This window comes from Streptomyces sp. PH10-H1 (assembly GCF_030063355.1).
GTDB lineage: Bacteria > Actinomycetota > Actinomycetes > Streptomycetales > Streptomycetaceae > Actinacidiphila.
In genome coordinates, this window is the sequence record NZ_JASISZ010000023.1 from 45,798 (window position 1) to 67,519 (window position 21,722).

The window sequence follows — 21,722 nt, forward strand, 5'->3', positions numbered from 1 at the left end:
CGCACACAGCGCCCGGTATACGGAACTTTCGTCCCCGGCGACGCGTCCACTACACCGGAGGAGATGATCTCCGCAGCGCGAAGCGGTGACAGGCGCGAAGCGGTGGACAGCGCAACGCAGTGGTACGGGAACGGAGCTCTTGGTGTACATCGGCCTTCTGACAGCCGTCGCGGCATCGGCCTGCTACGGCACGGGGTCGGTCCTGCAGGCCCTGGGATCCCGCAAGTCCGCCCGCCAGGAGACGGCCGCCGCCTCCACCACCGGGACCACCCAGCACGGCGGACCGAGCCTGTCCTCCACCGCGAAGGCAGCCGTGACCTGGGAGTTCATGCTCGGCACCGTGCTGGACTTCATCGGTTTCGCGCTCGGGGCACTGGCCGCCCGGCTGCTGCCGCTGTTCCTCTCGCAGACGGTGATCAGCGCGAACCTGGTGATCACCGCGGTCCTGAGCATCAGACTGCTCGGCATCCGGCTGAGCCGGCCCGAGTGGATCTCCATCGGCGTCGTCTGCTCCGCCCTGGTACTGCTGGCCACGGCGGCGGGCCCGGAAGGCAGCGGGCACACCCCGCGTGCCACCCACTGGTGGCTGCTCGCGGCCGCCGTCGCGATCATCGGGGCCGGCAGCCTGTTGGTGCACCGCCTCGGCGCACGCGGCGCCATCCTGGCCGGCCTGCTGTCAGGGCTGGGCTTCGGCGCGCTCGGCGTCGGCGTGCGGGTACTGGACGGCGTGGACCCCTTCGACCTCCCCACCCTGCTGGCCGACCCCGCCCTGTACGCGATCCTGATCGCCGGCATCGGCGGCATGTACCTCCACACGGTGGCCCTGCAGATCGGCTCGATCAACGGCGCCACGGCCGCGCTGGTGGTCGGCGAGACCGTGGTGCCGGGCATTCTCGGTGTGGTCTGGCTCGGCGACACCTCCCGCAACGGCTTCGGCTGGGTGGCGGCCGTCGGCTTCGTCCTGGCCGTGACGGGCGCCGTGGCGGTCGCCTGGTACGGGCAGCCGGAGGACGCCCGGGCCGATGAACCGAGGTCCGAGGCGCTCACCTCCACGGGGAGCTGACCGGGCGCGGGAGGGGGTGTGCGCGGTCGCGCACCCGCTGGGCGTAGCGTCGCAGCTGTTGAGCACTGGTGAAGAGAAAGAGGCGCCCGCCATGGGTGAACTGATCCTGGTCCGGCACGGCGAGACCGAGTGGAGCGCGTCGGGGCAGCACACCAGCTATACCGACCTGCCGCTCACCGCCCGCGGCGAGGAGCAGGCCCGCGGCCTGGCGCCCCTGCTGGCGCGGTTCCGGATCTCCCTCGTGTTCACCAGCCCGCTGGGGCGCGCGGTGCACACCGCCAAACTCGCCGGTCTCGGCGAGGCGCGCATCGACCCCGATCTGCACGAGTGGGACTACGGCGGCTACGAGGGCGTCACCACGGCCGACATCCACCGGACCCGGCCGGACTGGAACCTGTGGGCCGACGGCGTGCCGCCCGGCGTCCCCGGGCATCCCGGCGAGCTGCCGGAGGAGGTCGGAGCGCGCGCCGACCGGGTACTCGCCCGGGTGGACGCCGCGATCCGCGACGGCGCGGACGGCGCGGACGGCGCGGACGGCGCGGACGGCGACATCGTCCTGGTCGCCCACGCCCACTTCCTGCGGGTCCTCACCGCGCGCAGACTGGGTCTGCCCCCGGCGGCCGGCGCGCTGTTCCAGCTCGCCACCGGGACCGTCAGCCGGATCGGCACCGAGCACGGCCATCCCGTCCTCGTGTCCTGGAATCACGCCCCGTAGGCCTATTCAGGCCGCCGACCGGCGCCGGGACACGCCGGGTCACCGGCATGTCGCCCTCTGTGCACCAGGGCCGGCACCCCCGACACTGAGGCGAAGCACTCTCAAGGGAGCGGGTATGACGGTGACGGCGGACCGGCAGGCATCCCGGCTCACCTCGCCGTGGGTGCGCGGCGCCGCGGCGGCCGCGGCGGGCGCGCTGCCCGCGCTCGCGTTCCCCGCACCGTCCCTGTGGTGGCTGGCGTACGTGGCGCTGGTGCCGTGGATCCTGCTCGCCCGATCCGCGACAACGGGCCGGCGAGCCGCGCTCGACGGCTGGCTGGGCGGAGCCGGTTTCATGCTGGCCGTCCACCACTGGCTGTTTCCCAGCCTCAATGTGTTCCTCGTCGTACTGGCGCTGCTGCTCGGGGCGCTGTGGGCACCGTGGGGGTGGCTGCTGCGGCGGACGCTGGGCGGTCGGCCCGGCGCACGGCGGCTGGCCGCGGCCATGGTGCTGGTGCCGTGCGGATGGCTGATGGTCGAGCTGGTGCGCTCCTGGCAGTACCTGGGCGGACCGTGGGGACTGCTGGGGGCGAGCCAGTGGCAGGTCGCCCCCGCACTGCGACTCGCTTCGGTCGGCGGAGTCTGGTTGATCACCGTGCTGGTCGTCTCGGTGAACACGGCGGTGGCCGCACTGATCGCGGTGCCCGACGCCCGCGCTCCCGCCGGCGCCGCGCTGGCCGCCGCCGCGGTCGGCACGACCGCCGTCTGGCTGGGCGCGCCGGTACCCGAGCGGACCGGATCGGTGCGGATCGCGGTGGTGCAGCCGGGGGTGATCGAGGGGGCACAGGCGCGGTTCGACCGCGAGGAGGAACTGACCCGCGCGCTGGCCGGGCAACGGCTGGATCTGGTGGTGTGGGGCGAGAGCAGCGTCGGCTTCGACCTGTCGTCCCGTCCTGATCTCGCCGACCGGCTCGCCGCGCTCGCGCGGGACGTGGACGCGGACGTCCTGGTGAACGTGGATGCCCGGCGCGCCGACGGACGCGGCATCTCCAAGACCTCGGTGCTGGTGGGAGCGGGCGGCGTCACCGGGGAGAGCTACGACAAGATGCGTCTGGTGCCGTTCGGCGAGTACATCCCGTTCCGCTCGATGCTGGGCTGGGCGACCTCGGTCGGCAAGGCGGCCGGCGAGGACCGGCGCCGTGGCGACCATCAGGTGGTCATGACGGCCGGGGAGCTGCGCTTCGGCCCGCTGGTGTGCTTCGAGTCGGCCTTCCCCGACATGAGCCGCACCCTGGTGGACTCCGGGGCGCAGCTGCTGGTGACCCAGTCGTCCACCTCGTCGTTCCAGGGCAGTTGGGCGCCTCCCCAGCACGCCTCGCTCGCCGCGCTGCGGGCGGCGGAGACCTGGCGTCCGATGGTGCACGCCACGCTGACCGGGGTGAGCGCGGTCTACGACGGCCGGGGCCGGCCGGTGGGCTCCTGGCTGGGCACCAGCGCCAGCACGGCGGCGGTGTACCAGGTGCCGCTGTCCGAGGGCCGCAGCCCGTATGCCCGGTTCGGGGACTGGGTGCCCCACCTCGCGCTGGCGCTCGTCGTGGTGGCCGCGGGCTACGAGATCTCGCTACGCGTCAGGCGGACTGCTCGCGCACCGCGGTGACGATCCGCTCGCACAGCTCGTGGGTGCGCAGCGCGTCCTGCGCGTCGAGCAGTTTGCCGCTGCGCACCGCGTCGAGGAAGGCGAGGATGATCTGCTCGATGCCGCGCTGGCGGGCGACCGACACCCAGTCCCCGCGACGGCGCACCGTGGGCTGGCCCTTGTGGTCGATGACTTCGGCGAGGTTGACGACCTGGCGCTTGGTGTCGGCGCCGCTCACTTCGAGGATCTCCTCGGTGGAGCCGCTCATCCGGTTCATGGTGCCGACGGCGGTGAATCCGGATCCGGACAGCTGCAGGACGACATGGTGCAGCAGGCCGTCGCGGACCCTGGCCCGGACATCGGTGTGCTCGATCGGGCCCGGCACGAGATAGCGCAGGGTGTCGACGACGTGGATGAAGTCGTCGAACACCACCGAGCGGGCTTCCTCGGCGAGCCCCACCCGGTTCTTCTGCATGAGGATCAGATCGCGCGGATGCTCCGCGCACTGGTTGTAGCCGGGCGCGTAACGGCGGTTGAAGCCGGCCATCAGGCTGACGCGGCGCTGCTCGGCGAGGTTCACCAGATGCCGCGCCCCGGCCAGGTCGGGAGCGAACGGCTTGTCGACATAGGCCGGGACGCCGGCCTCGATCAGCGCCTCGGTGATCTCGACATGCCGGTCGGTGGGGGCGTGCACGAAGGCGGCGTCGAGCCCTTGGCCGATCAGCGCCTCAAGGCTGGTGTGCCGGTGCGGCAGGCGGAGCGCGTCACCGACCCGGTCCAGGGTGGCGGGGGTACGGGTGTGCAGGTGCACTTCGAGCCCCGGCTGGGTGGCGAGCACCGGCAGATACGCCTTCTGTGCGATGTCGCCGAGCCCGATCACCCCGATCTTCAGGGGGGCGTTGCCGGATCCCATGTGCCTCTCCCGTTCTACCGCGGTGCCACGTCTAGTGTGTTCTGGCAGCATACGGGGCCCGCGGGGGCCGCCGACCGGCGATGCCGCGGAAGCCCGCGGCGGGGATACGTGGTGGCGCTGCTTTGGTGGCGATACGTGGTGGCGATACGTGTCACTCCGCGTCACTCCTGCGGGGAATACCCAAGGGCAGCTGTGACCGGCAGAGTTGTCCGAATGCGTCATTTGGCAGCAGTAGTGCTCATTGCGGCGACTTCCGCCGTCACCGGATGTACGACGGTGAACCAGCAGCCCGTACCCGAGTCGTCGCCGGGGCCGGTCGTGCCCGGCTATCCGCTCCCGCAGGACCGGACGATCGTCCGGCAGCCGGACCACGAGGCGCTCGCGACCGTCCGTCCCGAACCCTCCGCGGAACCGCGGATCCCCACCCCGCGGCCGGAGTCCGCCCCACGACGGCACAGGGCCCGGATCCCGGCGGCGGCACCCGCCCGGTCCGGTGCCGAGCCCGCCCCGGCCGCCAGGACAGCCCCGCGCCCCCACCCGGCCGCGTCGCTGCCCGGCGGGGCGGGGGTGTGCGCGCTGGGCGAGTCCTACGGCGGCTGGGCCAAGGACAGTGACGCCTCCCGCATCTGCCACGAGTCCTACGGCCGGTGACCGGAGCCGTCCAGCCGCAGCTCCATCCGCCCGATCGCGGCCCGCAGGCCGTCGCCGTAGTCGTCGTCACCTAGCGCCCCCGAGGCGCTCTTCGCCCGGACGAGGTGATTGCGCGCCAGCCCGTGCTCCCCGACCTTCACGTAGTCGGCGGCGAGGTTCAGATGCAGCGACGGGTAGAAGCCCCGCACGGCGAGCGACTCGTGGTGGCGGCCCATGCGCTCGTCGGAGAGACCGTCCGCGGCCCGCAGGGCCCGTAGATCCCACTCCAGTTCGTCCTCGGGATCGTCCTGGGTGTCGGCCATGAAGTGGGCCAGGGTGCAGCGGTGGAGGGGATCGCCGTCCTCGCCGATCTCCGCCCACAGTTGACCGAACCGGGTCCTGGCCTCTTCACGGTCGCCACCGTGCAGCAGCATCATGACCTGGCCGATCCGCGTCATGACCGCGTCCTGCCCGCCGCCCCAGCCCTGCTCGTGCTCGTGCTCCTGCCCCTGTTCCGTCACTGCCGCCTCCTGCGCCCTGCGGGCGTCCCATTCCATGGATTCCTTGACGCTATCCGCAGGGTCCGGCAATCGCGGTCAGGCGCGGACTCCGAGGTCCGGGACGCGCCAGTCGATCGGAACGTGGCCCTGCGCCTTGACCGCCTCGTCGATCTGCGTGAAGGGACGGCTGCCGAAGAAGAGCTTCGCGGACAGGGGCGAGGGGTGCGCGCCCTGGACCACCGCATGCCGCTCGGTGTCGATGAGCGGCAGCTTCTTCTTGGCGTAGTTGCCCCACAGCACGAAGACCGCCGGGTCGGGCCGCTCGGACACGGCCTTGATCACCGCGTCGGTGAACTTCTCCCAGCCCTTGGCCTTGTGCGAGTTCGCCTCGGACTCCCGCACCGTCAGCACCGCGTTCAGCAGCAGGACGCCCTGCTCGGCCCAGGGCATCAGATACCCGTTGTCCGGTACCGGGTGGCCGAGTTCCTCCTTCATCTCCTTGAAGATGTTCCGCAGCGACGGCGGAGTCCTGACCCCCGGCCGCACCGAGAAGCACAGGCCGTGCCCCTGCCCCTCCCCGTGGTACGGATCCTGGCCGAGGATCAGCACCTTCACCTGGTCGAACGGGGTGGCTTCCAGAGCCGCGAAGACCTCGTCTCGGGGCGGGAACACCTTGTGCGCGGAACGCTCGGCCTCCACGAACGCGGTGAGCTGCTCGAAGTACGGCTTGTCCAACTCCTCGCCGAGGACGTCCTGCCAGGAGTCGGGCAGCATGCTGGGCACGTCAGGAACCTCCGGTACACGATCCGTTACTGGACTCCGAACGTACCGGGAGCCACTGACAACGCACTGCCCCGGGTACTTCCCGGTGCTTTCGCGGGTGCTTTCCCGGCTGCTTTCCCGGGTGCCGCATCCTCAGCGGCACGTGAGAAATCCTTGGTTCCGGCCCCTGTTCGGGACCGGCACCAAGGATTGCGCGTTGCGGTACGGACGGGGGCGAGGACCGCTCAGGCGACGCCCGCGTGCAGGAACAGCCCGCCGTCCATCACCAGAGTCTGGCCGGTGATCCAGCCCGCCTGCTCGGACAGCAGGAACGCGGCGGCGCCGCCGATGTCCTCCGGCAGACCGAGCCGCTTGAGCGGATAGCCCGCCGCGGCCTCCTCCTCGCGGCCCTCGTAGAGCGCCGCGGCGAACTTCGTCTTGACCACCGCCGGAGCGATGGCGTTCACCCGCACCCCGGGCGCCATTTCGGAGGCGAGCTGCAGCGTCAGATTGACCATCGCGGCCTTGCTGATGCCGTAGGCGCCGATGAAGGGCGACGGCGCGAGACCGGCGACCGAGGCGATGTTGACGATCGCCCCGCCGTTCTCCTTCTGCCAGGCCTTCCAGGTCTGCTGGGCGAAGCCGAGCGCGGAGATCACATTGGTCTCGAAGACCTTGCGCGCGACGTTCAGGTCGAGTTCGGCGATCGGGCCGAACACCGGGTTCGTACCGGCGTTGTTCGCCAGGAAGTCGACACGGCCGAACGCCTCCATGGTGCGTTCGACGGCGACGGCCTGGTGGGCCTCGTCGTGCGCCTTGCCGGCCACGCCGATCACCCGGTCGGCGCCGAGCTTCTCGACGGCCTCCTTGAGCGCGTCCTCGTTCCGGCCGGTGATGCAGACCCGGTCGCCGCGGGCCACGAGTGCCTCGGCGATGCCGTAGCCGATGCCCCGGCTGGCGCCGGTGACCAGGGCGACCTTGCCGGTGTCGGTGCGAATTTCACGTGTCATGGTGCTCAGATCTCCGATGCGCGTCAGTTGAGCGGGCCGCCGGCCACGTACAGGACCTGCCCGGAAACGAAGCCGGCCTGCTCACCGGTGAAGAAGGCGATCGCGTTGGCGATGTCGTCCGGGTTGCCGACCCGCTGGACGGGGATCTGGGTCGCGGCGGCGGCCTGGAACTCCTCGAAGCCCATGCCGATCCGGGCGGCCGTGGCAGCGGTCATGTCGGTGACGATGAAGCCGGGCGCCACGGCGTTGGCGGTGACGCCGAACTTGCCGAGCTCGAAGGCCAGGGTCTTGGTGAAGCCCTGCAGACCCGCCTTGGCGGCCGAGTAGTTGACCTGACCGCGATTGCCGAGCGCGGAGCTCGACGACAGGTTGACGATACGGCCGAACTTGGCCGCCACCATGTGCTTCTGCACCGCACGGGACATCAGGAACGCGCCGCGCAGATGCACGTTCATGACCGTGTCCCAGTCGGTCGCGCTCATCTTGAACAGCAGGTTGTCGCGGAGCACGCCCGCGTTGTTGATGAGGATCGTCGGCGCGCCCAGCTCCTCCGCGACCCGGGCCACCGCCGCTTCGACCTGAGCCTCGTCCGAGACGTCACAGCCGACCGCGAGCGCCTTGCCGCCCTCCGCCGTGATCTGCTCGACGGTCTCCTTGCAGCCGTCCTCGTCGAGGTCCAGTACGGCGACGGCGCGGCCCTCGGCCGCCAGCCGCTTGGCGGTGGCGGCGCCGATCCCGCGCGCGGCCCCCGTCACGATCGCGACGCGCTGCTCGGTCGTGGACATGCAGTCTCCTTTTACCCTCAAATGCGGCTCTTGCCCTGAAAGCGACGCCGCGCGGACTCCGCCCGGACTCCGCACATGAGCAACCGCTTAGTAGGTTAGTTGTCGAAACCGTAGGAGCCCTGTGACCCGCTGTCAACGGAACCCCTCGCGAGTGTGTTTCAGCGCACCAGGAGACCGAGCAGCCGGTCCACCTCCGCCTCGGGGTCCGCGGTCAGCCCGGTGTGGATCGGACCGGGCTGGACCACCGTGCTGCGCGGAGCGGTGAGCCAGCGGAAACGCCGCCCCGCGTCATCGCCGGCGGCCTGCCCGGCCCGCTCCCCGCCCTCGCACACGCCTTCGTACCCGCGCAGCGCGGCCCGCACCCCTTCGACGTCCACCTGCGCGTCGAGGCAGCGCAGCCGCGCCTCGTCGAGGTGGATCCGCGCGCCGACGAAAGACTTCGCGCGGCAGTACACGAGCACGCCCGCGTTGATCATCTCGCCGCGCTCGATCCGCGGTACGACCCGTACCAGCGCATACTCGAACACATCGCGGCCACTGCCCCGGTACCCGGTCACTTCGCGGCCTTCCCGTCCACCCAGGTGCGCAGCCAGGTCGGCGCTTCCTGTTTCTGCTTCTGTTCCGGCACGAGGGCGATCCGCTCGTGCACGGAACCCGCGCGGGCGAGCAGCACCCGCTCGTAGGCCCGCCTGACGTCTTCGGGTCCGTCGAAACCCGGCTCGTCAGCGATCCACTCGTCGGGCACGAGCGCGGTGACCTCGCGCAGCAGGTCGCCGGTCACCTTGGGCGCGAGCTCGGCCGCGGCGGCCGCCGGGTCGGGCGAGAAGCGGGACAGGGCGTGGTCTGCGGCGTCGAAAGGCTTGGCCGACGTCTGCTCGGCGGTCTTCCAGTTGTGGTGCCAGATCAGCGAGGCGCCGTGGTCGATGAGCCAGAGGTCCTTGTGCCAGATCAGCAGATTGGGGTTGCGCCAGGAGCGGTCCACATTGCCGATCAGGGCATCGAACCAGACGATGCGGCCGGCCTCGGCCGGATCGATCTCGAAGACCAGCGGGTCGAATCCGAACGAGCCCGGCAGGAAATCCATCCCCAGGTTGAGGCCGCCGCTGGCCTTGAGCAGATCCTGGATCTCCGCGTCGGGCTCGCCGAGCCCGATCACCGGGTCGAACTGGAACCGCACCAGTTCGGGGATGCGCAGCCCCAGCCGGCGGGCCAGCTCGCCCGCCACCACCTCGGCGACCAGCGCCTTGCGGCCCTGGGCGGCTCCGGTGAACTTCACGACATATGTGCCGAGGTCGTCCGCCTCGACCACCCCCGGCACCGAGCCGCCCTCGCGCAAGGGCGTCACGTAACGGATTCCTGTGACCTCTGTGAGCATTCCACCAGGCTACGTGCGAGGCGCGGAGCGGACGATCAGCCACCGGCGGGGTACCGGGGTGGGGCGACGTTGGCGATGGGTGCCGGCTTTGGCATGCGGGTCCGTGTGGGTGCCGGCTGGAATTCCTGCGGATCACGTTGAACGCGCCGGAGGATCTCTGCGTATGACGTGGCGGGCGCACAACACGCCCGCCGGGCGGCGCTCCCCCGCCACCCGGCTCTTCTCCAGCCGACAGGAAGTGTCACATGACCGATACGTCCGGTATCCCAGTGGCTCCGACCCGCCGCACGATGGTCGCTGCGGCGGGCGGCGTAGGTCTCATCGCCGCGCTGAGCGCGTGCGGCGGGTCGGATTCGCCGAAGGCCAGCGACTCCAAGCAGACCACGACTCCGCCGTCGGAGTCCTCGGCACCGGACCCGTCCGCCACCACTGGGGGCGGAGACGGTGGCGCGTCGCTGGCCAAGACGGCGGACATCCCGGTGGGCGGCGGGAAGATCTTCGCGGACCAGAAGGTCGTCGTCACCCAGCCGACCGCCGGTGATTTCAAAGCGTTCTCGTCGATCTGCACCCATCAGGGCTGCGCGGTGAGCGAGGTGGCGGACGGCACCATCAACTGCCCCTGCCACGGCAGCAAGTACCACATCGCGGACGGCAGCGTCGCGAACGGTCCGGCGACCAAACCACTCGCCGCCGCCAAGGTCACCGTCTCGAGCGACTCGTTGAAGCTGGGCTGACCGCTACGGATTTCCTCCTCGCTGTCCCTGCCGCTTCCAGCAGGCCAGGATGTCGTCGGTCGCACTGATCGTGGAGACGAGCGCGAGGGTGTGGCGGACGACGGCCTCGGTGTATTCGCGGGGCACCCCCGCGATGGCGTCGGCGGGGACCACCACCTGGTACCCCAGGTTGACCGCGTCGAAGACGGCGTTGGGGATCGCGATGTTCGCGGAGACCCCGGCGACGATCAGGGTGCGGCAGCCGAGATTGCGCAGCAGGGCGTCCACATCGGTCCCGGCGATCGGCGACAGCCCGTGCAGTCGCCGTACGACCAGGTCACCGTCGGCGAGCGGGATGCCGTCGGCGAGCCGGACGGCTGGCGTGCCGGTCAGCTGCTGAACGGGCAGCCGACCCGCGGCGCGGAACAGCCGTGCGTTGTGGTTGGCGCCTCGCCCGTCCGGGCGGCGTTCGGCGATGGCGTGCAGGACGGCGGCGCCCACCTCATGGGCGCCGCCGACCAGGCGTGCCACATTCCCCAGCGCCCCGGACTCCCGCGCCTCGGCGGCGAGCTCCGGCAGCGCACTGTCCGGCCCGACGACACCGCGCTGGCACTCCACGGTCAGAACGGCGGTGACCGCAGGATCCAGCAGCTCCACGAGCCGGTCGCTCGGCGCCATGAATGCCCCCTCGTACGACGGACCAGGACGGGGCGACCGTAACTGACGAATCGTCAGACAGGAAGGGATGCGGCGCCGGGGACAGCCCGTCGGCCCGCCAGCGGGAGGCCACGACCGGAGCGGCACTGGACGGCCGGGCCGCCATCCCCCATTATTTCTGACACACAGTCAGATTACTGGAGGTGCTCGACGCATGGCCGTCATTCAGCGGCGGGGCCGCAGAATCATGATGACACCGCACGAGGTCGACGCCTTTCTCGCGGAGCAGCGCACCTGCCGCGTGGCCACCGTCTCCAAGGACGGCCGGCCCCACGTCGGCGCCCTGTGGTTCGCCTGGGACGGCGAATCGCTCTGGCTCTACTCGATCGTCCGCAGCCAGCGCTGGACAGACCTGCTGCGCGACCCCCGCGTCTCGGTCGTGATCGACGACGGAGTGGAGTACGGGGAACTACGCGGCATCGAACTGTCCGGCACCGTCGAATTCATCGGCGAGGCCCCCCGTACCGGCGAGACCGTCCCCGAACTCGGCACCCCCGAGCGGCTGTTCGCCGCCAAGAACTTCGGCCTCGACTCCATGCCGCACGACGGCCGCCACGCGTGGCTGCGACTCACCCCGGAACGGGTGGCCTCCTGGGACTTCAGCAAGCTTCCGCGGTAGAGGGAGCGGGGAGGGGAACGGGGAGGGGAACGGGGCTGGGCGGGGCGGCGCTGGGCCGGCTCACCAGATGCGGATCTATCTCTGGGCACGGGCACGGGCACAGTCACGGCCGGTCCCGTGTCTGTCCTCGCGTCCGGGTCCGGTCGGCGGCAGTGCGCAGTTCGGCCCGGACGCGCTCGGCATCCCGGTCGGCGACGGGCTCGCGGAAGCCGTGGATGGTGTCGCGGTGGTCGTGCGCGCCACGCCCGGTGGCCCCCATGATCGCGGCCGGCGCGAGTGCTCCGAACACGGCGAGCAGCACCCACATCAGTCGGTCCACGATCCGTGCGCGGCGCCCCGGGCGGAGGCGGCGGCACCCGGCGGGTTCACGGCGACGGCCTTGGCGAAGGTGTAGTGGAAGGTTCCGTCGTCTGCCGCGGTGCGGTGCAGATCGGCGATACCCCGCTCCCAGTCGGTACGGGTGGTGAGACCGGCGGCCAGCGCCTCGTCCCGGACCGATTCGATCATGGCGATGAAGGTGTCCCGGGTGAACCCGTCGACCAGTGCGGGCCGGGTCCGGTCGGCGTAGACCGTCCGCGGCCGGACCACGACATCGTCGAATCCGGCACTGGCGAGCAAGGGCTGCAGCTGTCGTCCCATCAGCGCGTTTCCTCCAGCGGCGGACTGCAGCCGGACCTGGTGGCCGATCGCCGCGTGGGCGTAGGCACTGTCGGGATGGAAGAACGCCGATCCGTGGTCCCCCTCGATCACGGTGACGGTGCCCCCGGGCCGCAGCACCCTCCGCAGCCCGGCCAAAGCCCGCCGCGGATCCAGCAGGTGCTCCAGAACGAAGCAGACGAAGACGTGGTCGAACTCCCCGTCGGGGAACGGCAGATCGAACAGGTCGGCGCGACACCACTCCACCGCCGCCCCGGGGGCTTGAGCCGCCATACGGGCGCGGGCCTGCGCGAGGGAGTCGCCGGAGACGTCGACTGCGACGAAACGCGCCTCGGGGCTGGCCGCGACCAGATGCACCGTCTGTGCGCCGACCCCGCAGCCGGCTTCCAGCACCCGGCTGCCCGCGGGGTACGCCGTACCGGCGTGCAGCAGCCCGGCCAGGGTGTCCGCCTGGTCCCCCAACCGGCGGGTCTCGTACTCCGAGTACCCGTGCACGTAGCCGACGGCCGTCATCGTCCGCTCCTGCCGGCGCCCTGCCCGCCGCCTGTACCGCGTTCTCGCGCTGTGGCCCCGTTGCCGGTCCCCGGCGGCGCCGTCATTGCTGTATCCATGCGTTCAGCCTCGCGCCACAATGGTCCGATGAACAGGTCCAATGGAGACGCTTCAGACCAGGCCATAACCTCCAGGGAAGCGACCCGGGAGACGTCCGGGTCCGACTTCCTCCAGCTGCGTATCGACGAAGCGCCGACGGGCGGCAGGTCCGAGTGGCTGGCCCGCCGGCTGCGGCTCGCGATCTCGGACAACCGCCTGCCCGTCGGGAGCAGGCTTCCCGCCTCCCGGGTACTGGCCGGAGAGCTGCGCGTATCCCGCGGCGTGGTCACCGAGGCCTATCAGCGCCTGATCGAGGACGGGCACGCCGCGGGACGCGGACGGGGCGGCACGATCGTCGTCGCCGCTCCTGTGACCGCTCCCCCTTCCGCCTCCGCGCCCGCTCACGGTTCCATGGCGGCACCGACTGGCGCGCCGATGCCGGAGCGGACACCGGCGCGCTCCGGCGGCCGGCAGCCGACGAGCTCGACGCCGGGCAGCACACCGTCGGCCGGCGCGTTGTTCGCGACCGCACCCGGCGTGGACATCTTCGACGCGATGCGAGCGATTCCCGCACGCATCGACCTCTCGCCCGGCGTTCCCGATCTGGCCGCGTTTCCGCGAGCCGCGTGGCTGCGCGCCGAGCGGTCCGTACTCAACGGCCTCTCCGCGTCCGACTTCGGATACGGAGATCCCCGCGGGACGCCGGCGCTGCGCCTCGCCGTCGCGAACTGGCTGGCCCGCAACCGGGGCATCAGGGCGGACCCGGGCGAGGTCGTCATCGTCGCCGGTGTGGCCCAGGCACTGGGACTGCTCGCGCAGGTGCTCCGCCACCACGGGATCAGTGAGGTGGCGGTCGAGGATCCCGGTTCGCTCGGGGCCCGTCAGCATCTGCGCCATTGGCAGCTGGACACCCCGCCGATCCCGGTCGACTCCGAAGGGGTTCGCGTCGATGCGCTGCGCGCTCAGGGCTCTCCGGCCGTCCTGCTCACCCCGGCCCATCAGTTCCCGACCGGCGCGGTGCTCGGCGGCGAGCGGCGGCGCGAGCTGATGCGGTGGGCCGGCGAGGGTGGGTTGATCATCGAGGACGACTACGACGCCGAGCACCGCTACGACCGGCCACCGGTCCCCGCCCTGCGCTCGATGCTCGCGGAACGCGTCTGTTACGCCGGAAGTGTGTCCAAACTCCTCGCTCCCGCGCTGCGCGTGGGCTGGGTGCTCGCACCGCCGAAGTACCAGGACGCCCTCGTAGCCGCCAAACGGTTCGCCGATCTCGGCAACCCCGTACTGCCGCAGCTGGTTCTGGCGCAGCTGATGGATTCGGGCGAGATGGAACGCCAGTTGCGCTTTCTCCGCAGGCGCCACCGTCGCCGCCGGGACGCGATGATCGACGCCATCGCCACCCACCTCCCGGGCGCGGTCGTGCACGGCGCCGCCGCGGGCCTGCACCTCATGATCACCTTCGACTCCTCGTTCGCCGGGGCCGGGGCCGGGGCCGGAGTCAGGGCCGCGGCCGGAGTCAGGGCCGGAGTCAGGGCCGGAGTCGGGGCCGGAGTCGGGGCGGGGGCCCGGGCCGGGGTCAGGGTCAGCGGCGACGCCGACATCGCCGCTGCCGCACTCGCGCGCGGCGTAAAGGTGCAGCCGTTGTCGTGGCACGCCCAGCGCCCGCAGCAGCCGGGGCTCGTCCTGGGTTACGCCGCGAACACCCCGTCGGACATCACCGAGGGCGTGGCGATCCTCGGCGACGTCGTGCGCCGCCTGTCCTGAAGGCACCTGAAGGCAGTAACGGCGCAGGCCCGGACATCGCCGGGCGTACGGCGGCATCGCCGCAATGGCCCTGCTTCTCCTGGCCGCCTGCGCACCAAGCGCCGAGACTGGGACCGGTCCACCTCGCACCAGCGCACCCAGCACCCAGCACCCAGCACCGAAAAGGAGAACACCATGGTCACCTCCGACCTGCACCCCGCTGTCCGGCGCGCCACGGACGCCGCCAACTCCGGCAACACCGAAGCCTTCCTCGACAGCTTCACCGATGACGGCGCGGTCGACGACTGGGGCCGCGTCTTCACCGGGCGCGAGGCCATCCGCGGGTGGAGCGACAAGGAGTTCATCGGCACGGCCGTCAGCCTGGACATCACGGCGGTACGCCGCTCGGGCGACTCGGTGACCGTCAGTGCGACGGTGGGCGGCAACGGCTTCAACGGGCCTTCCGACTTCGCGTTCACGGTCGACGGCGACCGGATATCCCTGATGCGGATCACCGGATGAGGCCGGGCCGATCGCGGCGGCGCAGCCCCGTCGGCATACGTAGCGGCGCTACGCCATGCTTAACGTCCCATTCGTGAGTACACGAGCGCGCATCCTGGAAGTGGCGGCCGACCTGGTCGCGGCCCGGACGATGCCCAAGTACCTTCCACCGCGAGCCGGTTGAGTACGCTGCTGCGCCAGTCGCCCGATTCGGCACTCACCGTCGCCGAAACGGTCCTGATGACCGAATGGCTGGACCGGCTGTCGAATACCCCAGCCACCGTTGACCACGGCGACCCCGCTCCCACCCCGCCTCCTGGGTCGCGACCTGAGTTCCCTCTCAGCTGTCGATTCGGCCGTGGCTCGTTCGTATAGAGGGTGAGAGGCCGGCACGGAGCCGGCGGGACGACCGAGGAGGAACGCCATGAAGCAGTATCTGCTCAGCGTGATGCAGCCCGACGGAGAGCCGCCCGCCCCCGGGGTCCTGGAAGAGATCATGCGGGACCTCGACACCTTTCACCGGGAGCTGAGGGCCGCCGGAGCATGGGTCTTCGCCGGGGGGCTGCACGCCCCGAGCACGGCCACTGTGGTGGGTGTCCAGGACGGTGACGTGCTCACCACCGACGGCCCGTACGCCGAAGGCAAAGAGCACCTCGGCGGGCTGTGCATCATCCAGGCGCCCGATCTGGACTCCGCGCTCGAATGGGGCCGCAAGGCCGCCCGGGCGACCACCCTCCCCATCGAGGTGCGGCCGTTCCAGGGGGAAGCAGCGGGCTGATGCCTGGTGTGCCGGCCCTCCCCGCCGCGGAGATCGAACGCGTCTTCCGGGCGGAGTACGGCCGCTCGGTGGCCGTCCTGGTCCGCGTCCTCGGTGACATCGACATCGCCGAGGAGGCGGTCCAGGACGCGTTCACCACGGCGCTGGAACGGTGGCCGTCCGCCGGGCTGCCCCCGAGCCCGGCCGGCTGGATCATCACCACCGCGCGCAACCGGGCCATCGACCGCCTCCGCCGGGAGGCGTCCCGCCAGGACCGGCATGCCCAGGCCGCACTGCTGCACACCCGCGGCGAACAGCTGGAGGAGGGACCCGTGCGTGACGACCGGCTTCGTCTGCTCTTCACCTGCTGCCACCCCGCGCTCGCCACCGGCGCGCAGGTCGCGCTGACGCTCCGGCTCCTGGGCGGGCTCACCACGACGGAGATCGCGCGCGCCTTCCTGGTCCCGGAGCCGACCATGGCCCAGCGGCTGGTCCGGGCCAAGGGCAAGATCCGCGATGCGCGGATCCCCCACCGGGTCCCGTACGAGGCCGACCTCCCGGACCGCCTTCGAGCCGTGCTGGCCGTGGTCTACCTCATCTTCAACGAGGGCTACACGGCGAGCTCGGGCGAGGCGCTGGTCCGCGAAGACCTCTGCGCGGAAGCCATCCGGCTCGGACGGCTGCTGGCCGAGCTCATGCCCGACGAACCGGAAGTGCTGGGGCTGCTCGCTCTCATGCTGCTCATCGAGTCACGCCGGCCCGCCCGCTCCACCCCCGACGGCGAACTGGTGCTGCTGGCCGACCAGGACCGCGGTCTGTGGGATCGCGGTCTCATCGCCGAGGGGCAGAGCATCGTCCGGCAGTGCCTCCGGCGCGACCAGCCAGGCCCCTACCAGCTCCAGGCGGCGATCAACGCCGTCCACAGCGACGCGCCGGCGGCGGTCACTACGGACTGGTGGCAGATCCTGCAGCTCTACGACCAGCTGCTGGCGCTCGCCCCCAGCCCCATCGTGGCCCTCAACCGTGCGGTCGCGGTGGCCGAGGTCGAGGGGCCGGACGCGGCGCTCGCCCTCGTCGACGACCTCGGTCCCGATGGACTCGATGGATACCACGTGTTCCACGCCGTCCGGGCCGACCTGCTCCGCCGCCTGGGCCGCGATACCGAGTCCCTGGCGGCGTACGAGGCGGCGATCGCCCACACCGGGAACACCGCCGAGCGCGACTTCCTCGAGCGCCGCCGTCGAGCCCTGGCCGCCAACGACTGACCTACGCGACCTGCCGGCCGCGCACCAACTCGGTATTGGCAGTGGCGGACCGGTGCGGAACTACCCGTTCGGATCCAGGAGCTTCGCTTCTGTCTCCGGGTCCAGTCCGACCGGGGGACGGTCGGGCCGGTGCGGCGCTTTGCCGCCCAGGGCCAGCAGCCAGCTCCAGGTGTCGGCCACGGTCTCCTCGACAGGGCGGCAACGAAGCCCGGCAGCAAGTGCCTTGGAGACGTCCGCTTGGTGCATGCCGTCGTAGTCCTCGCCCGGTGGCAGCCAGATCGGCAGGTCCATCCACGGCTCGATGCCGGCCGCGAGAATCGTCTCCGGTTCGGTCCAGCACAACTCGGCGTCGGAGCCGGTCACCCGCACGCACGTCTCGAGGAGCTCGCCCATCGTGGTGTGTCCCGGCGGGCTCACGAGGTTGTACGGGCCGCCCAGCCCGCTTTCGACGGCGTCCAGGGACCAGGTCGCGAGATCGCGCGCGTCAATGTACTGCAACGCCAGTTCATGCGGGCCCGGTGCCAGCACCCGGCCCCCGCGGCCGATCCGCCCCAGCCACCACGGCAGCCGTCCGATGTTCTCCCCGGGGCCGATGATCAGCCCCGCCCGTACCAGCAGCGCCCGGTCGCCGAACGCCGCGAGCGCCGCCAACTCCCCGCCCCGCTTGGCCTGTGCGTACTCCACCTCGCCGTCATCGGGCGAGGCGTCGACCACAGGGCCGTCCTCGGCGAGCCCTGCCGGATGCGGGAACGGGTACACCGACCGGCTCGACACATACACATACGACCCGACCCGGTCGGCGAGCAGCCGGGTCGCGTCCCGCACCGCCGACGGCGCGGCAGACCAGGTGTCGACGACGACGTCCCACTCACCGCGATCCAGCGCCGCCAGACCGCCCTCGACGCTCCGGTCGCCCAGCAGGGTGGCGACCCCCCGCGGTGCCTCATGGCGACCACGGTGGAACGCCGTCACCTCCCAGTCACGCGCCAACGCCACGTCGGCGACGGCCCGACCGACGAACTCCGTTCCACCCAGCAGCAAAATTCTCATGGCAGTCACCCTGCCCGCCGGCCACCCCCGCAGGAGCGTTTCCATGCTCTCAGCGGAATCGCCCAGAGCTGAAGCCGGCCGCTGTCCGGGCTCGCACAGCCCTGCCTCCGCCCGAGCTCACCTCTGGAGCTCGGGCGGTCCGACGGGACTCACTCGCCGGTGGCGCGAGCCATCCAGCTGGGCCTCGGTCGCGCGGATGGGGCCGCCGGCGTCAGGGCTTTACCGGATCGCTGAGGGCGACCACCGCGAAGGCCGCGCCCTGCGGGTCCTGCAGGACGGCCATCCGGCCGACCTTCTCCATGTCGAAGGGAGGCACCATCACCGATCCGCCCGCGCGGACCAGCGCGTCGACCGTACTGTCCGTGTCGTCCACGACGAAGTTCACCAGCCAGTGCGGCGGAACCCCCTCGGGAAGGTTCTCCATTCCCTGCACGCCGCCGATGGTGCGCCCGTTGACCTGGAAGCCGGTGAACTCCGGCATGTCAGGCATGGGTGCGGCTTCCAGACCCAGCGCCGGGCCGTAGAAAGCCCCGGCCCCCTTGGGGTCGGTAGTGCTGAGCTGGTTCCAGACCAGCGCGCCCGGCTCGTTGACGATCTGGGCTCCGGGGAACTCCATCGCCTGCCATACACCGAACACCGCCCCCTGCGGGTCCGCGGCGATCAGCATCCGGCCCATCGTGCCGACATCCATGGCCGGGGCGATCACCGTGCCGCCGTTCGCACTGATCGCGGCCTGGGTGGCATCGGCATCCGCGCTGGAGAAGTAGCTGGTCCAGTTGGGCGGCGGGGGCTCGTCCCCCATGGACATCGCATTCATGATCCCGGCGACCGGCTTGCCCTTCAGCGTGCAGACCGAGTAGCCGCCGAACTCCTCGGGGCCGACTTCTCCCTGCCAGCCGAAGAGGTCTCTGTAGAAGTCCAGAGCGGCCTGCTGGTCGGGAACCATCAGGTCGAGCCAGCACGGCGTGCCGGGTTGGTACGGAGCGGTGACTTCAGACATCTGTCGTCTCCAAGCGGTGGTCCGCCGCGGGCGGGGCGCCCGGGCGCGTACGCGTCCCCCCGACCCACTTTCCCACGCTCCACGGATAACGCCATCCGGCACACAAGAAGCCCCCGTCCGGACGAGAACCCACCGGCTGGGACCGGGGCTAACCGAGCTGGGCGAGGCTTTCGGTCGCGATGCGTTCGAACAGTTTGTGGTCAGCGGCGAAGTCGGAGTCCGGGATCGGCCAGTGGACGACGATCTCGTCGATTCCCAGCTCCGCGTGGCGGCCGGCGAAGTCGATGAAGGCGTCGAAGGAGTCCAAGGGGCGGTCGGGGGTGAAGCCGGTGAGCATGATCTTGTCCAGCTCGGCGACGTCCCGGCCGATCTCGGCGCAGGCCGTGCCGAGCTTGGCGAGCTGACCGCGGATCGCTTCCAGCGACTGGGCGGGAGTACCGGTCTCGAAGAGCTTCGGATCGCCGGTGGTGACCCAGGCCTGGCCGTGCCGGGCGGCCAGCTTCAGACCGCGCGGCCCGGTGGCGGCCACCGCAAAGGGGATCCTGGGCTGCTGCACACACCCGGGAATGTTGCGGACCTCGTGCGCGGAGTAGAACTCGCCCTCGTAGGACACGACATCATTGCTGAGCAGCCGGTCGAGCAGCGGCAGGAACTCCGCGAAACGGTCGGCCCGCTCGCGCGGCGTCCACGCCTCCTGGTCGCTCGTGAACAGGGCCGTCGCGTCGAACCCGGAGCCGCCCGCCCCGATGCCCAGCGTGATCCGCCCCTCGCTGACATCGTCCAGCGTGATCAGGTCCTTCGCCAGCGTCACCGGATGCCGGAAATTGGGTGATGTCACGAGAGTACCGATGCGGATACTTTCCGTAGCCAGGGCTGCTGCGGTGAGAGTCGGCACAGCGCCGAACCACGGCTGATCTCGAAAGCTCCGCCAGGACAAGTGGTCGTAGGCGTAGGCGGCGTGGAAACCGAGCTCCTCGGCCCGGCGCCAGACCTTCTGGCCTTCGGTCCATCGGTGGATGGGCAGGATGACAGTGCTCATACGCATGTCCTGACTTTACGTGTGGGCGGGGTGTTCCCTTGCGGCCGTCAGCCGAGCCGGCGGCCGTCGCGCATGAGGTCGCGTACGACCTTGACCCGTGACGGTGACGCCGGTTCGAGCGGCGCGGCGGACAGCGCCTTCTCGAACCCGCGGCGGAGTCTTCCGTCGGAAGGCTCCGCGGAGAGCACGTGCCACCCGGTGGGACATGACCCGTGCGGGTGTGCCCACCCCTCGCCGCAGCGCGCGCGGGCGCGTGTCAGCGGCGTACGTCAGCGGAGCGCGTCGGCCTGGCCGTGCAGGTGAGCACGGTCCGCGGCGGCCGCGCCATGGACCCAGCCTTCCCGGTCCCGGGCCTGCGTCTGACTGTGGTTGTAGGACAGTTCCGTGAACCATTCACCCACCTGGTATTCCACCGCCTGGGCGCGGGAGGCCAGAACCGGTAGCAGACCGGGCCCGTGGTCTTCGCCGGCCGCCGTTGTGGCCTGTTCGGTCGCCCGGCTCAGCCGCTGGGCGATCCGGGTGGCGTAGGCGGTCAGGAACGACTGCCGGTAGGAACGGGTGCGCGAGGCGCCGTCCCGGTAGGTCCGGGTTCCAGCCGACTGGAGCGCGTACTGCGCCTGCACCAGCAGCGAGGTGTACAGCAACTCCACCGCCCGCGCGTCGGCGGCGAAGCCGACCACGGTGGAGAAGCCCAGACTCCGCGACCACACCGTGCGGCAGCGGTTGGCCTCGGCCACCGCCTGCAGCAGGAGCACCTTCGGTTCCTCGTACGGGGCGTCCACTCCGACTCGTACGCCCCCCGGCACCTGCCGGGTGTCCTGCTCGGCGTCCAGCAGCGCCGCGTCGATGCTGTGCTGGGCCATCAGCTGCTGCGCCTTGGCGGTGAGCGACTCCGCCTCTTCGGGGAACTCGGTGGACTCGGCCTTCGCCAGCAGCCCCCGGACCTTGGCGAGCACCGGCGCCTCCGTACTGCCGCCACCGGAGGCCGGGCCGGGGCCGGCCTCGCACGGGGGCGGCATCAGCCGCGGAATCTCCGGGAGCCCGCTCAGCAGGTCCAGCAACTCCACCAGCGCCCGCCCCAGCGCGGTCGGTTCGCACTTCTCGCGGGCGGCGGCACCGGTCAGATACGTGTCGTCGTCGCCCCACCACACCTCGGTCGACACGGCGGCCAGTTGGGCTGCCCAGCGCTCGTCCAGAGCCGCCGTCGGGTGCGTGCGGTGTTGGGCGGCGATCAGGTCGGCGGCGAGCCGCCCGTGCCGCGCCTTGAGTTCACGCCTGGCGGCGCGCACCACATCGGCGGGCTGCCAGCCGCGGTGCCACGCCTCGTGCAGCACCTCGCCGCCCGCCGCCAGCACAGCCCGGCCCATGCCTGCCCTGGTGAACAGGGCGGCGGCCCGCCCCAGTTCGGCTTCGCGACGGGCGGTGTCCGCCGATGGGATGGCACACACCCGGCCCATCGCCTCGTCGAGCAGGTCGGCGACGGTCCGCGGGCCCCGGGGACGCGGTACGGACGCCCCGCCGCCCTCTGTGCAGAACGGGTCGCCGCAGGCACAGCCACCGAACCCGAACGCGGCCCCGAAAGCCCGCTCCTGCTCTGCCCGAGTCCGCTGCCGCGCGTCGCGCTGCTTCTTCTTGGCGCGTCGTCGTTCCTGGTTGTGTTTGCCCACTGGCCGTCCCTTGCACCTCTGCCCGCATGTCACCT

The 21,722-nt window shown here is 71.2% G+C and carries 25 protein-coding genes; 10 read left to right on the forward strand and 15 right to left on the reverse strand.

All coding sequences use genetic code 11. The annotated features are described in order from the left end of the window. The first annotated feature begins 142 nt into the window (after nt 1–142). The 3 genes from QMK24_RS16340 to lnt all read left to right on the forward strand — a co-directional run bounded on the left by QMK24_RS16340 (nt 143) and on the right by lnt (nt 3,414). Nucleotides 143–1,063: a DMT family transporter gene (locus tag QMK24_RS16340; protein WP_283466716.1), complete on the forward strand. Its 921-nt coding sequence runs from the start codon at nt 143–145 to the stop codon at nt 1,061–1,063. A gap of 91 nt (nt 1,064–1,154) precedes the next feature. Then, complete coding sequence (locus QMK24_RS16345; protein WP_283466717.1) at nt 1,155–1,778, forward strand: histidine phosphatase family protein; 624 nt, start codon at nt 1,155–1,157, stop codon at nt 1,776–1,778. 115 nt (nt 1,779–1,893) lie between these two features. Then, nucleotides 1,894–3,414, forward strand: a complete 1,521-nt coding sequence (gene lnt, locus QMK24_RS16350) for an apolipoprotein N-acyltransferase (protein ID WP_283466718.1) — start codon at nt 1,894–1,896, stop codon at nt 3,412–3,414. Here the strand turns inward: lnt and QMK24_RS16355 are convergent. Beyond that, nucleotides 3,386–4,285, reverse strand: coding sequence for a Gfo/Idh/MocA family protein (locus tag QMK24_RS16355; RefSeq protein ID WP_283466790.1), 900 nt, complete (start codon nt 4,283–4,285; stop codon nt 3,386–3,388). The two genes, lnt and QMK24_RS16355, sit on opposite strands and share 29 nt — an antisense overlap. Nucleotides 4,286–4,582: 297 nt before the next feature. On the opposite strand from QMK24_RS16355, the gene QMK24_RS16360 reads away from it, so the two are divergent. Beyond that, nucleotides 4,583–4,957, forward strand: a complete 375-nt coding sequence (locus tag QMK24_RS16360) for a hypothetical protein (RefSeq protein ID WP_283466720.1) — start codon at nt 4,583–4,585, stop codon at nt 4,955–4,957. Here the strand turns inward: QMK24_RS16360 and QMK24_RS16365 are convergent. The 6 genes from QMK24_RS16365 to QMK24_RS16390 all read right to left on the reverse strand — a co-directional run bounded on the left by QMK24_RS16365 (nt 4,945) and on the right by QMK24_RS16390 (nt 9,368). After that, nucleotides 4,945–5,493 carry a hypothetical protein gene (locus QMK24_RS16365; RefSeq protein WP_502962600.1) on the reverse strand — a complete coding sequence of 183 codons (549 nt, stop codon included), beginning with the start codon at nt 5,491–5,493 and terminating at the stop codon, nt 4,945–4,947. The two genes, QMK24_RS16360 and QMK24_RS16365, sit on opposite strands and share 13 nt — an antisense overlap. Before the next feature lie 39 nt (nt 5,494–5,532). Beyond that, on the reverse strand, nt 5,533–6,210 hold the full coding sequence (gene ung / locus QMK24_RS16370) for a uracil-DNA glycosylase (RefSeq protein WP_283466794.1): 678 nt from the start codon (nt 6,208–6,210) through the stop codon (nt 5,533–5,535). A gap of 233 nt (nt 6,211–6,443) precedes the next feature. Next, nucleotides 6,444–7,208 (reverse strand): SDR family oxidoreductase, encoded by a 765-nt coding sequence (locus tag QMK24_RS16375; protein WP_283466722.1) that lies wholly within the window; start codon nt 7,206–7,208, stop codon nt 6,444–6,446. A 23-nt stretch (nt 7,209–7,231) separates the two neighbouring features. Further along, nucleotides 7,232–7,993 (reverse strand): 3-oxoacyl-ACP reductase FabG, encoded by a 762-nt coding sequence (gene fabG, locus QMK24_RS16380; RefSeq protein ID WP_283466724.1) that lies wholly within the window; start codon nt 7,991–7,993, stop codon nt 7,232–7,234. Nucleotides 7,994–8,151: 158 nt separating this feature from the next. Continuing rightward, complete coding sequence (locus QMK24_RS16385; RefSeq protein ID WP_283466726.1) at nt 8,152–8,550, reverse strand: DUF3037 domain-containing protein; 399 nt, start codon at nt 8,548–8,550, stop codon at nt 8,152–8,154. Next, complete coding sequence (locus QMK24_RS16390) at nt 8,547–9,368, reverse strand: HipA family kinase (RefSeq protein ID WP_283466728.1); 822 nt, start codon at nt 9,366–9,368, stop codon at nt 8,547–8,549. The genes QMK24_RS16385 and QMK24_RS16390 overlap by 4 nt, the downstream gene beginning before the upstream one ends. Before the next feature lie 245 nt (nt 9,369–9,613). Between QMK24_RS16390 and QMK24_RS16395 the strand changes: the two genes are divergently transcribed. Beyond that, nucleotides 9,614–10,102: a Rieske (2Fe-2S) protein gene (locus QMK24_RS16395; protein WP_283466729.1), complete on the forward strand. Its 489-nt coding sequence runs from the start codon at nt 9,614–9,616 to the stop codon at nt 10,100–10,102. Between the two features lie 3 nt (nt 10,103–10,105). Here the strand turns inward: QMK24_RS16395 and QMK24_RS16400 are convergent, their stop codons facing one another. Then, nucleotides 10,106–10,759 carry a cysteine hydrolase family protein gene (locus QMK24_RS16400; protein WP_283466730.1) on the reverse strand — a complete coding sequence of 218 codons (654 nt, stop codon included), beginning with the start codon at nt 10,757–10,759 and terminating at the stop codon, nt 10,106–10,108. A gap of 193 nt (nt 10,760–10,952) precedes the next feature. Here QMK24_RS16400 and QMK24_RS16405 point away from each other — a divergent pair, with 193 nt between their 5' ends. After that, nucleotides 10,953–11,417 (forward strand): pyridoxamine 5'-phosphate oxidase family protein, encoded by a 465-nt coding sequence (locus tag QMK24_RS16405; RefSeq protein WP_283466732.1) that lies wholly within the window; start codon nt 10,953–10,955, stop codon nt 11,415–11,417. A gap of 103 nt (nt 11,418–11,520) precedes the next feature. On the opposite strand, the gene QMK24_RS16410 is transcribed toward QMK24_RS16405, so the two are convergent. Together QMK24_RS16410 and QMK24_RS16415 are read right to left on the reverse strand one after the other, a co-directional pair. Further along, on the reverse strand, nt 11,521–11,736 hold the full coding sequence (locus QMK24_RS16410) for a hypothetical protein (protein ID WP_283466734.1): 216 nt from the start codon (nt 11,734–11,736) through the stop codon (nt 11,521–11,523). Beyond that, a complete protein-coding gene (locus tag QMK24_RS16415) occupies nt 11,724–12,587 on the reverse strand; it encodes an L-histidine N(alpha)-methyltransferase (RefSeq protein ID WP_283466735.1) in 864 nt (287 codons plus the stop codon). Before QMK24_RS16415 ends, QMK24_RS16410 begins: the two co-directional genes overlap by 13 nt. 126 nt (nt 12,588–12,713) lie before the next feature. Between QMK24_RS16415 and pdxR the strand changes: the two genes are divergently transcribed. The 4 genes from pdxR (at nt 12,714) to QMK24_RS16435 (ending at nt 16,931) form a co-directional block, all read left to right on the forward strand. Continuing rightward, the gene (gene pdxR / locus QMK24_RS16420; protein WP_283466737.1) at nt 12,714–14,429 is read left to right on the forward strand and encodes a MocR-like pyridoxine biosynthesis transcription factor PdxR; all 1,716 of its coding nucleotides are present in this window, start codon (nt 12,714–12,716) and stop codon (nt 14,427–14,429) included. Between the two features lie 174 nt (nt 14,430–14,603). Further along, nucleotides 14,604–14,930 carry a nuclear transport factor 2 family protein gene (locus QMK24_RS16425; RefSeq protein WP_283466739.1) on the forward strand — a complete coding sequence of 109 codons (327 nt, stop codon included), beginning with the start codon at nt 14,604–14,606 and terminating at the stop codon, nt 14,928–14,930. Nucleotides 14,931–15,333: 403 nt separating this feature from the next. Next, entirely contained in the window at nt 15,334–15,687 is a 354-nt protein-coding gene (locus tag QMK24_RS16430) for a YciI family protein (protein WP_283466740.1), read from the forward strand. Further along, a complete protein-coding gene (locus QMK24_RS16435) occupies nt 15,687–16,931 on the forward strand; it encodes an RNA polymerase sigma factor (protein WP_283466743.1) in 1,245 nt (414 codons plus the stop codon). Before QMK24_RS16430 ends, QMK24_RS16435 begins: the two co-directional genes overlap by 1 nt. A 60-nt stretch (nt 16,932–16,991) precedes the next feature. Here QMK24_RS16435 and QMK24_RS16440 read toward each other — a convergent pair whose 3' ends face one another. The 5 genes from QMK24_RS16440 to QMK24_RS16460 form a co-directional block, all read right to left on the reverse strand. Continuing rightward, complete coding sequence (locus QMK24_RS16440) at nt 16,992–17,981, reverse strand: NAD-dependent epimerase/dehydratase family protein (RefSeq protein ID WP_283466745.1); 990 nt, start codon at nt 17,979–17,981, stop codon at nt 16,992–16,994. Nucleotides 17,982–18,192: 211 nt separating this feature from the next. Then, the gene (locus QMK24_RS16445) at nt 18,193–18,981 is read right to left on the reverse strand and encodes a VOC family protein (protein WP_283466746.1); all 789 of its coding nucleotides are present in this window, start codon (nt 18,979–18,981) and stop codon (nt 18,193–18,195) included. Nucleotides 18,982–19,129: 148 nt separating this feature from the next. Next, on the reverse strand, nt 19,130–20,026 hold the full coding sequence (locus tag QMK24_RS16450) for an LLM class flavin-dependent oxidoreductase (protein WP_283466747.1): 897 nt from the start codon (nt 20,024–20,026) through the stop codon (nt 19,130–19,132). A gap of 41 nt (nt 20,027–20,067) precedes the next feature. Further along, nucleotides 20,068–20,208 (reverse strand): hypothetical protein, encoded by a 141-nt coding sequence (locus tag QMK24_RS16455; RefSeq protein ID WP_283466748.1) that lies wholly within the window; start codon nt 20,206–20,208, stop codon nt 20,068–20,070. A gap of 81 nt (nt 20,209–20,289) precedes the next feature. Next, nucleotides 20,290–21,687 carry a DUF2786 domain-containing protein gene (locus QMK24_RS16460; RefSeq protein WP_283466749.1) on the reverse strand — a complete coding sequence of 466 codons (1,398 nt, stop codon included), beginning with the start codon at nt 21,685–21,687 and terminating at the stop codon, nt 20,290–20,292. Between the last annotated feature and the right edge of the window lie 35 nt (nt 21,688–21,722).